13 protein-coding genes are annotated in these 13,072 nt (G+C 31.3%); 2 read left to right on the forward strand and 11 right to left on the reverse strand.

What is annotated here, in order from left to right; all coding sequences use genetic code 11:
- Positions 1-7 precede the first annotated feature (7 nt).
- From AJN60_RS07815 to AJN60_RS07865, 11 genes are all read right to left on the reverse strand, one after another.
- Positions 8-544: a hypothetical protein gene (locus tag AJN60_RS07815; protein WP_044778759.1), complete on the reverse strand. Its 537-nt coding sequence runs from the start codon at positions 542-544 to the stop codon at positions 8-10.
- Between the two features lie 2 nt (positions 545-546).
- Entirely contained in the window at positions 547-810 is a 264-nt protein-coding gene (locus AJN60_RS07820; protein ID WP_002854834.1) for a DUF2018 family protein, read from the reverse strand.
- A 138-nt stretch (positions 811-948) separates the two neighbouring features.
- On the reverse strand, positions 949-1,506 hold the full coding sequence (locus tag AJN60_RS07825) for a 2-oxoacid:acceptor oxidoreductase family protein (RefSeq protein ID WP_070274443.1): 558 nt from the start codon (positions 1,504-1,506) through the stop codon (positions 949-951).
- On the reverse strand, positions 1,503-2,348 hold the full coding sequence (locus AJN60_RS07830; RefSeq protein WP_070274445.1) for a 2-oxoglutarate ferredoxin oxidoreductase subunit beta: 846 nt from the start codon (positions 2,346-2,348) through the stop codon (positions 1,503-1,505). The genes AJN60_RS07825 and AJN60_RS07830 overlap by 4 nt, the downstream gene beginning before the upstream one ends.
- Entirely contained in the window at positions 2,349-3,473 is a 1,125-nt protein-coding gene (locus tag AJN60_RS07835) for a 2-oxoglutarate synthase subunit alpha (RefSeq protein WP_052857915.1), read from the reverse strand.
- Positions 3,474-3,481: 8 nt separating this feature from the next.
- Positions 3,482-3,793 carry a 4Fe-4S binding protein gene (locus AJN60_RS07840; RefSeq protein ID WP_032599199.1) on the reverse strand — a complete coding sequence of 104 codons (312 nt, stop codon included), beginning with the start codon at positions 3,791-3,793 and terminating at the stop codon, positions 3,482-3,484.
- Between the two features lie 12 nt (positions 3,794-3,805).
- Positions 3,806-4,675 carry a succinate--CoA ligase subunit alpha gene (sucD, locus tag AJN60_RS07845; protein WP_070286215.1) on the reverse strand — a complete coding sequence of 290 codons (870 nt, stop codon included), beginning with the start codon at positions 4,673-4,675 and terminating at the stop codon, positions 3,806-3,808.
- Between the two features lie 9 nt (positions 4,676-4,684).
- Positions 4,685-5,848: an ADP-forming succinate--CoA ligase subunit beta gene (gene sucC / locus AJN60_RS07850; protein WP_002855069.1), complete on the reverse strand. Its 1,164-nt coding sequence runs from the start codon at positions 5,846-5,848 to the stop codon at positions 4,685-4,687.
- Entirely contained in the window at positions 5,849-6,751 is a 903-nt protein-coding gene (locus AJN60_RS07855) for a malate dehydrogenase (protein WP_070286216.1), read from the reverse strand.
- Positions 6,748-8,952, reverse strand: a complete 2,205-nt coding sequence (locus AJN60_RS07860) for an NADP-dependent isocitrate dehydrogenase (protein ID WP_070286217.1) — start codon at positions 8,950-8,952, stop codon at positions 6,748-6,750. Before AJN60_RS07860 ends, AJN60_RS07855 begins: the two co-directional genes overlap by 4 nt.
- Positions 8,953-9,067: 115 nt before the next feature.
- A complete protein-coding gene (locus AJN60_RS07865; RefSeq protein ID WP_070286218.1) occupies positions 9,068-11,638 on the reverse strand; it encodes a DUF3971 domain-containing protein in 2,571 nt (856 codons plus the stop codon).
- On the opposite strand from AJN60_RS07865, the gene mltG reads away from it, so the two are divergent.
- Positions 11,553-12,554: an endolytic transglycosylase MltG gene (gene mltG, locus AJN60_RS07870; RefSeq protein WP_044778761.1), complete on the forward strand. Its 1,002-nt coding sequence runs from the start codon at positions 11,553-11,555 to the stop codon at positions 12,552-12,554. The two genes, AJN60_RS07865 and mltG, sit on opposite strands and share 86 nt — an antisense overlap.
- A gap of 79 nt (positions 12,555-12,633) precedes the next feature.
- Complete coding sequence (flgB, locus tag AJN60_RS07875) at positions 12,634-13,065, forward strand: flagellar basal body rod protein FlgB (protein WP_002854879.1); 432 nt, start codon at positions 12,634-12,636, stop codon at positions 13,063-13,065.
- The last annotated feature ends 7 nt before the right edge of the window (positions 13,066-13,072 follow it).

Here is a 13,072-nt window from a genome sequence, read left to right on the forward strand (position 1 = left end):
TTCCTTGTTAATTACTATTATTATTTTCTTTGCTTGTTAATGGTTTTACCTGAGGTTCGTTAAAATTAATCATAGGAACAACCTGATTATTTTGCGGTGGATTTTGTAAAGCTTTTTTTCTTGGATCTAAAAATTCTACCATTAAGCGAGATTCCTTATCTTCTATATAAACCGTAAAAGTTGCCAAACCTTTATTATAAGCACTAAATTCTAAAATCAGTCTTGCTCTATCAATATGTGGATTAGTATAATCAGGTATTAAAGTTTGAGTTACCCAATCTAAATTTCTTCTTAAACTCATCACAAATTGACGCGGATATTTGCGAAATTTCGAATGTACGATGATATTAGTATTATCAAACAAAGTCCAATAAAAATCAAAATTTTGCACCTTATCTTCATAGCCTATTTCTTTAATCTGCACACTAGCTCTCTCATCTTTTTTAAGTATAAATTTATAAGTATAATCAAAAGTTGGTTCAGATGCTAAAACATTGCTAAAAATAAAAAAAATACAAATTAAACAAGGGCTTATTTTAAACAATTTTAGCCTTCGTGTCCTAAAATTTTTGCGCCTAATTCTATATAAATATCATTTTGCCTTTCTTCTATAAAATCACCATTTTCTAATATGAAATTTTTTACATCCATTTCTGTTAAACCTTGTTTTTCTAAAAGTTCTACCATGGCAATATGATCAGCAAAAAATTCCTCAAAAACTTTTTCTAAGGCTCCTAAATTTCCATTTTGTATAATTTCTATAAATTTTTCTTTTGGAGTTTTATTAAACATTTCATCAAAAAAATCCATTAATTTTCCTTGAAAATATAAGTTTTTGATTATAAAATTTTAATCGTTAAAAGTAGCTAAATTAAAATAATTAAAATTTAAATTTTATTTGCAATATGTAAAATTTTAGAAGTTAAATTCCGCATGGTGCGGAATTTATTATGAATGTGGTTTTGCTTGAGTGGCGTATTTTACACCCAAATCAAAAGCTTTAGCATTTGCATCACGAGTTTTTGCAGGAACCATATGAAGCATAGTGTCTTTTAAAACATCTAAATCTATACATTTGCTCATATAAGCAGCAATTGCAAGTGCTACAACTGATTGAGTAGCCACATTTCCTACCTCATCTTTAGCTATGGTAATAATAGGAATTTCAAAAATTTGCCATTTTTTATAATCTTCACTTTCAGGATGCACCAAATTTGGCTCTACAACTATGATGCCTCCTTCTTTTACACCGCCACGAAAACCTTTATAGCCCTTATCTGCAGTCGAAAGCATAAAGTCTATCTCCCCTTCTACAGCATAAGGAAATAAAATTTCTTTATCATCAATGATAATATCCACTTTAGTAGGACCGCCACGTACTTGTGAAGTATAAGTTGAAGCCTTAAAAGCTTGACGGCCTTCTTTAATGGCTGCTTCTGCTAAAATTTCTCCTGCGGTGATAACACCTTGTCCGCCTTCACCGCCAAATCTTAATTGATATTTCATTTTAAAACTCCTAAATCCACCATTCTTTTTTCTTTGGCTGCACGACGTACTTCTTCATAAGCGTGGCAGTATTCTGGCTGAGAATTATCTTCATGTAAAATTCCTGTTGGAAATTTATCTTTTCTTTCTTCAAAATCCATGCTTTCAAATTTAGCTTTATCCACAACGCGATTTTTAATCCAATCAAGCATAGCTACAGCTTCGCCCATTTTGTTTTTTCTACCTAGATTAATATGACAATTTGAAAAAACATCTACAAAACTATAACCCTTATGCGCTAAAGCCTTATAAATTAAATTTTCAAGCTTATTAGCTTCGATCACATTACCCCTTGCCACAAAAGAAGCTCCTGCAGCTTTAGTTAATTCACACGCATCAAAATTTGGATCAATATTTCCAAATTGAGCTGTTACTGTATAAAAACCTTTTGGAGTAGTTGGACTTGTTTGAGAATTCGTAAGTCCATAGATAAAATTATTGATCACAATATGTGTTAAATCAATATTTCTACGACAACCATGTATGGTATGATTTCCACCAATTGCCAAAGTATCCCCATCTCCACTTACTACAATAACATGTTTACTAGGATTGGCTAATTTAATACCTGTTGCATAGGCTATTGCCCTACCATGAGTTGTATGAACTGTATTGCAATTTACATAAGAACTCATTCTACCACTACAACCTATACCCGAAACAAGACAAACATCATCCATATTCCAACCAAGTTTTTCTATTGCACGGATAATACATTTTAAAACAACGCCATCACCACATCCCCAGCACCACTGAGTAGGCATTTTATCTACTCTTAGATATTCATCATAATTAAAAGCCATTTATATACTCTCCTTTACCTTAGCAATAATTTCACTTGGAGTGATAGGACGACCATTTGCACGGTGCAAGCTAATAAAATCGCGACGCGAAGTTACTCTTTCAATCTCTTCAAGATATTGCCCCATATTAAGCTCGCTTACCATTACTTTTTTAAATTTGCTTACAACTTCAGCGATTTTTTTCTCAGCCACTGGATAAAGAGTAATTGGACGGAAAAGTCCCACTTTAATCCCTTGTTCTCTTAATCTTTGTATAGCTTCTTTTGCTGAACGACTCACGCTTCCATAAGCAATGATTAAAAATTCAGCATCATCAAGCATATACTCTTCATAAGCACAAATATCTTCTTGATTATTTTTAATTTTACCTATGAGTCTTTCCATATTTTTTTTCACTATAACTCCATCTTCAGTTGGAAAACCTATATCTCCATGATGAAGTCCTGTAACATGATAACGATAACCTGTAAAGAAAGGATTTAAAGTTGCAGGCTCATTTTCTCCTGCTGCATAAGGTTTATAATCCTTTTTATCTCCTTCAAATTTTTTACGGTTATAAACTTTAATATCTTTTAAATCAGGTAAAACCGCTTTACCATTCATGTGCCCTACAGTTTCATCCATAAGCAAAAATACTGGAGTCATATATTTTTCAGCTAAATTAAACGCTCTAATGGTTTCTATATAAGCTTCTTCAAGACTTGCAGGAGCAATAGCAATGCTTGCAAAATCCCCATGAGTTGGAGCTTTAGCCTGAAACAAATCTCCTTGTGCTACACGGGTTGGAAGACCTGTTGAAGGACCACCTCTCATAACATTTACAATCACAAGTGGAATTTCGGCAATAAATGCAAGTCCTATTTGCTCTGCTTTTAAAGAAATTCCAGGACCGCTACTTGCAGTCATGGATTTTACTCCACTCATTGCCGCACCAATAGCCACACTAATACCTGAAATTTCATCTTCCATTTGTATAAAAGTTCCATCATTTGCAGGAAGCATATGACTTAGCTCGTGAGCTATCTCACTACTAGGGGTAATAGGATAGCCTCCAAAAAATTTACATCCACAATCAATCGCAGCTTTGGCGATTAAAACATTACCTGTTGCTATAACTTCTCTCATTATTTTTCCTATGCTAATTTTTTGTATTTGTTATTTTTTACGGCTACAGCTCTATCTTTAGACTCAGCAGTAAGTTTGGCAAATTTAAATTCATCTCTTTTTGCGACCATAATAGCAAAATCAGGGCAATGTGTCTCACACTCGGTACAACCTATACAGGATTCAGGGTGTACCACCTCTATCATTTGTCCTAAAACCGCATGCACATCATCACGCATAGCTAAAACCCCAGCGGGGCAATAGCTAACACAAATATTACATGCTTTACATCTATGCTCATCCACCCAAACAGGGGTATCTTTTGGAGCTGTCATACTCATGTTTTTCCTTTATTAACCTAATATTTTTTGAATTTCTTCACCAATTAAAGCCGGAGAATCCACCACATGAATTCCATAACTTTTCAAAGCTTCTTTTTTAGCTGCAGCGCTTTCATCAGCACTTCCTACTATGGCACCTGCATGTCCCATTCTTTTGCCTTTAGGAGCAGTTGCACCTGCAATGAATGCTACCACAGGTTTGCTAATATTTTCTTTAATAAATTTAGCCGCTTCCACTTCCAAACCACCACCAATTTCACCTATCATTACAATAGCTTTAGTTTCATCATCTTTTTGGAATTCACTTAAAAGTTCTTTATAAGCAAGACCTATGATAGGATCACCACCAATTCCTACTGCAGTAGAAATTCCATAACCACCTTGAACTACCTGATTAGCAGCTTCATAAGTTAAAGTTCCACTTTTTGAAATAAGCCCCACGCAACCTTTTTTAAAAATAAAACCTGGCATAATACCTAATTTGCATTCTTCAGAAGTGATAATACCTGGACAATTTGGTCCAATGATTTTCATACCCTTTTTATTGGCATATTGCTTAGCAAACATCATATCTTTTACAGGCGTATGCTCGGTGATTACAACTGCAAGTTTAATACCCGCATCAGCTGCTTCAATCACGCTATCACCCACAGCAAAAGCAGGTACAAAGATCAAGCTCACATCAGCCTTTGTTGCTTTAACCGCATCTGCAACGGTATCAAAAACTGGTTTACCTAAATGAGTTTGTCCGCCTTTATGAGGGGTGACACCTCCAACTATATTTGTACCATAAGCCATGCATTGCTCAGCGTGAAAAGTTGCTTCTTTACCTGTAAAACCTTGAACTATTACTTTTGTATTTTTATTAACCAATATACTCATTTTCTATCCTTATCCTACTAAACTTTTTACAAGCTCTGCACCGTTTTTAAGATTGGTTGCTGCTTTGATATTTTTAAGATTTGAATTATCTAAAATTGTCTTTGCTTCTGCTGCGTTAGTGCCATCAAGACGCACTACAATTGGAATATTTACCTCAACATTCTTAGTAGCTTCTAAAATTCCATTTGCTATCCTATCACAACGAACAATACCACCAAAGATATTGATAAATATAACTTTTACATTCTTATCTCTTAAAATGATTTCAAAAGCCTTTGCAACAGTTTCAGGAGAAGCTCCCCCACCTACATCTAAGAAATTTGCAGGTTTTGCACCACTATAATTAATAATATCCATAGTTGCCATTGCTAGACCCGCACCATTTACCATACAAGCTACATCTCCATCTAATTTCACATAGCTTAAGCCAAATTCAGCCGCTTCTCTTTCAGCAGGATTTTCTTCAGTAATATCTCTAAGTTCAGCAATTTCAGGATGACGATAAAGCGCACTATCATCAAAACTGCATTTTGCATCAAGGGCATAAAAATCCCCTTCTGCAGTTTTAATTAAAGGATTGATTTCAAGCATATTCATATCTTTATCCATGTAAAGCTTATAAAGTTTAGCTATCATAGAAATAAGTTTTTTGCCTTCATCTTTATCAAGTCCTAAAACTCTCGCTACTTCAAGTCCATGAAACATTTTAAAACCAATTTGTGGATCAATGCCTACTTTTGCAATTTTTTCAGGACTTTCTTTGGCTACTTTTTCTATATCCATCCCTCCTTCACTTGAAGCGATAATGGTAATTTGCTCTGCCATTCTATTAAATAAAATAGCCAAATAATACTCTTTTACTATATTAGCGCCACTTTCTATATAAAGTTTTTGCACGAGCTTACCTTCAGGTCCTGTTTGATGAGTTACTAAATTCATTCCTAAAATTTTACTTGCATAATCTTTTACCTCATCTAAATTTTTAGCGATTTTAACACCACCACCAAGACCACGGCCTCCTGCATGAATTTGAGCTTTAACCGCCCAAACACTACCGCCTAATTCTTTAGCATTAGCCACAGCTTCATCTACGCTAAATGCAACTTTTCCCTTTAAGGTAGGGATACCATTATCCGCAAAAATTGCTTTTGCTTGATACTCATGTATGTTCATTTATTCTCCTTTATATTGATATTTGATTAAAGATTTTTCTAATTTGTCTTTTTCTTGCAAACTAAGATCCATTTTCATGATTTCAATCACACCTTCAAGTCCTAATCTTGCCATAACTCCCAAGGCTTTGTTTTGCACTCCAAATTCTCCATGTAAAATCACACTCATGGGTAAAAACTCGCCACTTCTTATGGACTCAAGCATTCTTATGCAAGCACTAGCAGGGGCTAAATAAGCTGAAGTTTTAAGATGTTTGATTACTTTAGCTCCACCTGTTTTTACTTCATTTTCTAAATCATCAAATTCTTCTTCATTTAAAAATTCGCTTATATTTTTATTTTTAACACTTGCGTAAGATTTTACCAAAACCATATCATCATTATGAAAACCAATAAGTCTTGTATCCACACTTGACATTTTGACATTAAGTTTTTTGGCAAGCTCATACTTAAATCTTGCATTGTCTAAAACTCCCGCCATGGCTATAATTTTCTTTGATGAAAAAATCCCGCTTTCATAAAGAGTATTAAGTAGAAAATCCACAGGATTAGTTAAAATAATAAAAAGCGGATCTTCTGTAAAATCTTTAATTTTTTTAGCACAATCAAGCATAATGCTTGTATTCAACTGAAGCAATTCTTCTCTACTTTGCCCATCTTTTCTAGCAAAACCTGCACTAAAAAGTACTATGTCTGAATTTTTAGTATAAGCATAATCTTTAGTGCAAAGCAAATCTATATTTAAATTTAAAGCAGCTATGCTTTGAGTAAGCTCTAATTCTTTTGCGTAAAGCAAATCCTCATTGATATCTACTAAAACAATTTCATTTGCTATTTCTCTTAAAATCAAAGCATAAGCTACGCTTGAGCCTACATTGCCAGCCCCTATAACAGTGATTTTCATCTTTGTCCTATTTTTTCTAAAATAGCGTTAAAAGTTGCACTTGGACGCATGATTTTATTTGCTTTTTCATCATCAAATTTATAATACCCACCCAAATCCACTTTCACACCTTGTGCATCGTTAAATTCGGCTCTGATTTTTTCTTCATTAGAAGAAAGCTCTAGGGCAATATCTTTAAAAAAGCTTTGAAGCTCCATATCACTTGCCTGTCTTGCTAAATGATTTGCAAAATACATTGCTAAATAAAAATGACTTGTTCTATTATCATCTTCTTTAACTTTTCTTGATGGAGCTTTATTATTTTCAAGCCATTCGCCTATAGCCTCATCAAGACATTCTGCTAAAACCTTAGCTTTATGATTGCTACACTTATTTGCATAAAATTCCAAACTTGCTTGCAAAGCCAAAAATTCACCCAAACTATCCCAACGCAGATGATTTTCTTCGACTAATTGTTCTACTTGTTTAGGTGCTGAACCCCCTGCTCCTGTTTCAAACATAGCTCCACCCTTTAACATAGGCACAACAGAAAGCATTTTTGCACTTGTTCCAAGCTCTAAAATAGGAAAAAGATCGGTTAAATAATCCCTTAAAACATTACCCGTGATAGAAATAACATCTTTGCCTTCTCGGATTAACTCTAAACTTCTTAAACAAGCTTCTTTTGGAGTTAAAATGGCTATATTTTTACCCTTTTCTTTTAAACGATTTTGTACCAAAGTTATCATGATTTTATTACTAGCTCTTTTGCTATCTAACCAAAAAATAGCTTCGGCTCCACTAAGTTCTGATCTTTCTATACCTAAATCAATCCAATTTAACACCGCATCAAATTTAGCCTGATTAGCTCTATAAATATCACCTTTTCTAACCTTATGTTCTAATAAAACTTTACCGTTAGAAACTATTTTAAAAGTTCCTTCTTCTTTAGCCACAAAGGTTTTATCGTGCGATCCATATTCTTGAGCTTTTTTAGCCATTAAACCTACATTAGATACACTGCCAAGTTTTGAAGGATTTAAAGTACCATTTTTATGCAAATCTTCAATAACCGCCTCATAAATAGTTGCGTAAGTTTGATCAGGAATTACGGCATTTGTGTCCTTTTCCTTACCTTCCTTATCCCACAATCTTGCGCCATTTTTAAGCATTGCAGGCATAGAAGCATCAACGATAACATCACTTGGAACATGAAGATTTGTAATGCCTTTATCTGAATTTACCATAGAAATATCAGCAGATTTAGCTAAAATTTCATTGTATTTTTTTAGAATTTCATCTTTTTTGCTTGAATTTTCGATTTTACTTAAAAGCTCGCTTAAGCCATTATTTGGATTAATGCCTAATTTTTCAAATTCATCTTGAAATTCGATAAATAATTCTTTAAAAAATACTTTTACCGCATAACCAAAAAGTATAGGATCGCTTACTTTCATCATTGTAGCTTTTAAATGCAAAGAAAAAAGCACATCATCATCTTTACTTGCTTTAATTTCTTTTGCATAAAATTCCTGAAGCTTCTCTACATCCATAAAAGTAGCGTCTAAAATTTCATTTTTTTCAAGCTTTAAACCCTCTTTTAAAATTTCACTTTTACCATTAATGCTTATAAATTCTATATTAGCCACACAATCTTGATCGATTAAAACCGCTTTTTCATTAGAGAAAAAATCCCCTTCTTTCATGTAAGAAACACGAGTTTTTGAGTTTGGATTAAACTCAACCACACGATAAGGATTGTTTTTTGCATAGTCTTTTACCGCTTTTGTTGAACGACGATCTGAATTTCCTTGTCTCAATACAGGATTAACCGCTGAACCTAAAACTTTTTGATATTTTGTTTTAATTTGCAATTCTTCATCATTTTTTGGCTCATCTGGGTAATTTGGTAACATATAACCCTTATCTTGCAATTCTTTAATCACTGCCTTAAGCTGAGGAATAGAAGCTGAAATATTTGGGGTTTTAATAAGATTTGCATCCGATCTTTTGACAAGCTCGCCTAAAAGCTCTAAAGCATCTTCACATCTTTGCTCCTCTTTTAAATACTCACTAAAAGTAGCTAAAATCCTTCCAGATAAAGAAATATCCGAGGTTTTTACTCCTATATACGCCCTACTTAAAAAAGCTTTCACTATAGGCAAAAACGAATAAGTCGCAAGAGCTGGGGACTCATCTGTTAAGGTATAAGTAATTTGCATTTTTAGTCCTTTAAAAACTTATTTTTATTTTCATTTTTAAGTATATTACAAATAAAAAAAAATGCAAGAGTAAGTTTAAAGTTTGTTTTAGTTTTCAAACAAACTTTAAATATTTTTAATTAAGTAAATTAGCAGGAAGTTGTATGATATTTTTAATAAGATTAAAAGGGGTTTTTAGAGTATCTGTTAAAATTTCGGTATGAAATTTAGGGTCATCTATACTTCCATCTATTTTTAAGTTTGTGCTAATTTCTTGATTTTTACCTAAAATTACATAATTTAAAATTGGAACCTTGGATATAGCTTCTGAAGCTGATTTTAAAGTTTTAAGCTCTAAACTAAAATCCACTGTATTTAATCTTAAATTTGCTGATCCTAAACCATATATATCTACACTATCGCCGTTTAAATTAATAGCTGAAACACTTAAAAGATCTTTTTTTCTATTAAAAATAATCTTTCCATCATGTAGGCTTAAACCTTTTTGATTAAAAGTTGGAGATTTAAACATCAATAAACTTGGTACAGTATCAATAAAGGAAATAAGCTGATTTACACCTTTTAAATCCTTCACATAAGTGTTTTTAAAATCGATCTGTCCGTCAAAATACTCCAATCCACTTCCTTTTATACTTAAGTTAAACACTCCATCTTGAACAGCTTGTTTTTGTAAAAACTCATTTAAATAATTATCATCAATATTGCTAACGTTTAAATTTAAATCATTAGAAGAATAATAAAGATCAAATTTTGCATTTCCTCTAGAACCTTTAAGATCCAAAGCATTGCCTTTTAAATCAGCCTCTACCCTATCAAAAGCCAAAGTTTTATTAGAATCTGGCAAAATTAAAGCTACATTTGCTCCACCAAAACTAATATTTTGGGTATTAGTAGAAATATCAAATGTTGAATTTGAAGAGTTGGAATCTTTTCTATAAATATAACTTAAATTTTTCAAATGAATTTCTTTATTATCAGAACTTATTTTAGCACTTGCTGTATCACTTTGAGTATGAATTTCCATAATGCCCTTATTTTTTACAATATCAAAGCTATCATTTTCATAAGGAGTTTGACCGTTGATAAGTAAATTATTTTTAAAATAAGCATCATTAACGCTTGCATTAAAATCTTCGAAATTTAAAGTTTTATAATAAACATTTTTAGCATCGATAAACCCAAACTTTTTAAGCAATGGAGAAAATGAAAATAAAATCTTAGGATTACTAAGATTAGCCTCAAGTCCATCTTTAAAATTTAAAATCAAATTCCACTGAGGAATGCTAATGTTAACATTTTGCGAATAATCTAATTTTACTTCTACATTTTGATTTTTTAAATCTAAAAGCTCCCCATTGTCAAAATAAAGCCTTGAAATCTGAGTATTGAAATTTCCTTGCTGTTTTTGCAAGTCAAATTTAGCATTAAAATCAGCTTTTAAAAAGCCATTTTCAACACTAGCATTTTCTATATTTAAATTATTTTGATTTAATTTTACAAATGCTTTTGTAATATTAAAATCAGCCAAAGAAATACTAGCATTCTCTAAAGCTAAAATACCACTATAAGAAATTTCACCCTTATCATGAAAATCAATTTTAAGCTCTAAATCACTTTTAATTTTTCCGCTTTTTTGATAAAAAGGTAATGAAAAATGATAATCTTCCAAAGCTTTAGCAAGTTTTTCATCAAATTTTAGATTATTAGACTTAATGCGCAAATAAATCCCAGCTTTTTTTTCATCAAATAAATCATATAGATAAACCTTACTAGAACTTAAATCAGCACCATTATAGAAAGCTTTATTAAAGACAAAATCAAGCTTTTGTTTGTTTAAATTTAAATCGAGTTTTGGAATTTCAATAGCATTCATTTTATCATCCAAGCGAACTTTGACATTATTAACATAACCTGATGCACTAATATTGTCTAAATAATAATTATTTTTAGTAAAATCTATAAAGCCCTGCAAATAATCTAAATGATAAAATTCTCCCTTAGCCCTATATGCCATCCAAAGATTTAAACTCTGTGGAAGTTCTATTCTTTTATTAACTCTTTTAAAAATTTCCGTAATATTTCTAATGTTTAAATCTTCTATTTTATAAGCTAAATTTTTATCTTTGTAAGAGATGCTTGCGTTAAAGTCAAGCAATTCTCCACTTGCTCTACCTTGAAAATAATAAAACTCGCTCTTAGCATTGATACTTAAATTTCCATCAATATTTAAATCATAATCTTTTAATAAAAGTTTTTTAATACCAGCTATAAGTTCTTTATTTTGACGCTGTAATGTTAATTTTAAAAACAATAAATCATTATCTATAAAAAATTCATTATCTTTAAATAAAATACGCACATGATTATCTTTTATATTTAAATTTTGTATATCAATCTCTTCAACAAAAGTATATAGATATTTTAAATTTTTTGTTATTTTTAAAATCTCTGTTGAAGCATTATCAGAAGAGTGAGTTTGTGATGAAATTTCGGAATTTTGAGTCTCATTTATAGTGATATTTTTTGCTCGTACAATTAATTTTTTATCTAATTTAATATATAATTGTTCTAATTTTAAAAAATCAAATTGGATACTAGAGATGACAATCCCATTTTTAAGCACTATAAACAAAGCTAATATAAGCACAACAAAAAATACAACAATATATAAAATTTTCTTTTTCATACGCAACTTCTTTTTGATATTTATTTTGGGGATTTTTTATTATCTAACTCAGCCTTTAAAAAGCAATTCTGTGGTATTTATTCCCCAAGGTTCAATTTCTCAAATTATAACATATTTAAAGCAAAATAAATATCAGATGAGTAGTATTGATAAATATATTTTATTTTTTTTAGGACACCCTCAATCAGGCTGGATCAACATAGGTACAAAAGATTTAAATAGAGCTGAATTTCTACATAAACTCACTATTGCTAAAGCAGCACTTCAAACCATTACTCTTATCCCAGGGGAAACAAGTGTAATCTTTTTAGAACAAGCAGCCAAACAACTTGGACTTGATAAAGATATACTTTTAAAAGAATTTCAAGCTCAAGCTCCTTATGATGAAGGAGTTTTTTTACCAGAAACTTATAAAATCCCAAAAGGCATTACAGAAAATCTACTCATTCAAATGCTTTTAAATCATGCTGAAATTTCCAATAAAAAAACTTCTGAGAAAATTTTTGGGGATTATAATCCAAAAAAATGGCACCAATATATCATCATCGCTTCTGTAATACAAAAAGAAGCTGCCAATGAAAATGAAATGCCTATAGTTGCAAGCGTAATTTACAATCGACTTAAAAAAGGTATGAAGCTTCAAATGGATGGAACTTTAAATTATGGAATTTACTCCCATGTAAAAGTTACCCCACAAAGAATAAGACAAGATAATAGCTCTTATAATACCTATAAATTTACAGGATTGCCTAAAGAAGCGGTTTGTAATGTTTCTTTAGCTGCTATTCGTGCAGCTATTTTTCCTTTAAAGACAGATTATTTATATTTTGTGCGTGATAAAAATACTGGAGTTCATATTTTTAACACAAATATAGATGATCACAATAAAGCCATAAATTTACAAAAAGGAAAATAATTTTGATATTTTTATACAAAATAGTTAAATTGGAACAGTATTTGCTTGTTAATATTAAAAATTATAAAAAGGATAAAAAATGATTAACCCATTTAAATCAAAAGAACTAGTTACTGGTGCTTTAGCGGGTAGAAATCTAAGAAATCAACTCATCAATGCCAATCTTGCAAATGTTGATACTCCTTTTTATAAAGCAAGAGATATTGAATTTGAAACAGCTTTGGTAAATCGTGCAAATGAAATTTTTAAAAAAAATGATAATAAAGAATTGCAATTAGCTGTAACTGAAGAAGGACATCAAAAACCTTGGAAATTTCCAGATCCTAGTAAATCTACTATTTACTTAAGAGACGGACATTTAGCAAGAAATGATGCAAATACTGTTGATCTAGATGTGGAAACCACAGAAATGAGTAAAAATACAGTTATGATAACAGCTCTTGATGGAGTTTTAAGAAGACAAAGCAATATCTTTAGTTCTATACTTGATGCAAGCTCTAAATTAAGTTAAAGGTAAA

It is taken from the genome of Campylobacter sp. BCW_4323 (genome assembly GCF_001763115.1).
Lineage (GTDB): Bacteria > Campylobacterota > Campylobacteria > Campylobacterales > Campylobacteraceae > Campylobacter_D > Campylobacter_D jejuni.

What these genes read in the sequence shown, in the direction of transcription:
- AJN60_RS07820 (WP_002854834.1), bottom strand. Translation starts at nt 810, where the DNA reads ATGGATTTTTTTGATGAAATGTTTAATAAAACTCCAAAAGAAAAATTT.
- AJN60_RS07855 (WP_070286216.1), bottom strand. Translation starts at nt 6,751, where the DNA reads ATGAAAATCACTGTTATAGGGGCTGGCAATGTAGGCTCAAGCGTAGCT.
- AJN60_RS07825 (WP_070274443.1), bottom strand. Translation starts at nt 1,506, where the DNA reads ATGAAATATCAATTAAGATTTGGCGGTGAAGGCGGACAAGGTGTTATC.
- AJN60_RS07840 (WP_032599199.1), bottom strand. Translation starts at nt 3,793, where the DNA reads ATGAGTATGACAGCTCCAAAAGATACCCCTGTTTGGGTGGATGAGCAT.
- sucC (WP_002855069.1), bottom strand. Translation starts at nt 5,848, where the DNA reads ATGAACATACATGAGTATCAAGCAAAAGCAATTTTTGCGGATAATGGT.
- mltG (WP_044778761.1), top strand. Translation starts at nt 11,553, where the DNA reads ATGACAATCCCATTTTTAAGCACTATAAACAAAGCTAATATAAGCACA.
- AJN60_RS07830 (WP_070274445.1), bottom strand. Translation starts at nt 2,348, where the DNA reads ATGGCTTTTAATTATGATGAATATCTAAGAGTAGATAAAATGCCTACT.
- flgB (WP_002854879.1), top strand. Translation starts at nt 12,634, where the DNA reads ATGATTAACCCATTTAAATCAAAAGAACTAGTTACTGGTGCTTTAGCG.
- AJN60_RS07865 (WP_070286218.1), bottom strand. Translation starts at nt 11,638, where the DNA reads ATGAAAAAGAAAATTTTATATATTGTTGTATTTTTTGTTGTGCTTATA.
- sucD (WP_070286215.1), bottom strand. Translation starts at nt 4,675, where the DNA reads ATGAGTATATTGGTTAATAAAAATACAAAAGTAATAGTTCAAGGTTTT.
- AJN60_RS07860 (WP_070286217.1), bottom strand. Translation starts at nt 8,952, where the DNA reads ATGCAAATTACTTATACCTTAACAGATGAGTCCCCAGCTCTTGCGACT.
- AJN60_RS07835 (WP_052857915.1), bottom strand. Translation starts at nt 3,473, where the DNA reads ATGAGAGAAGTTATAGCAACAGGTAATGTTTTAATCGCCAAAGCTGCG.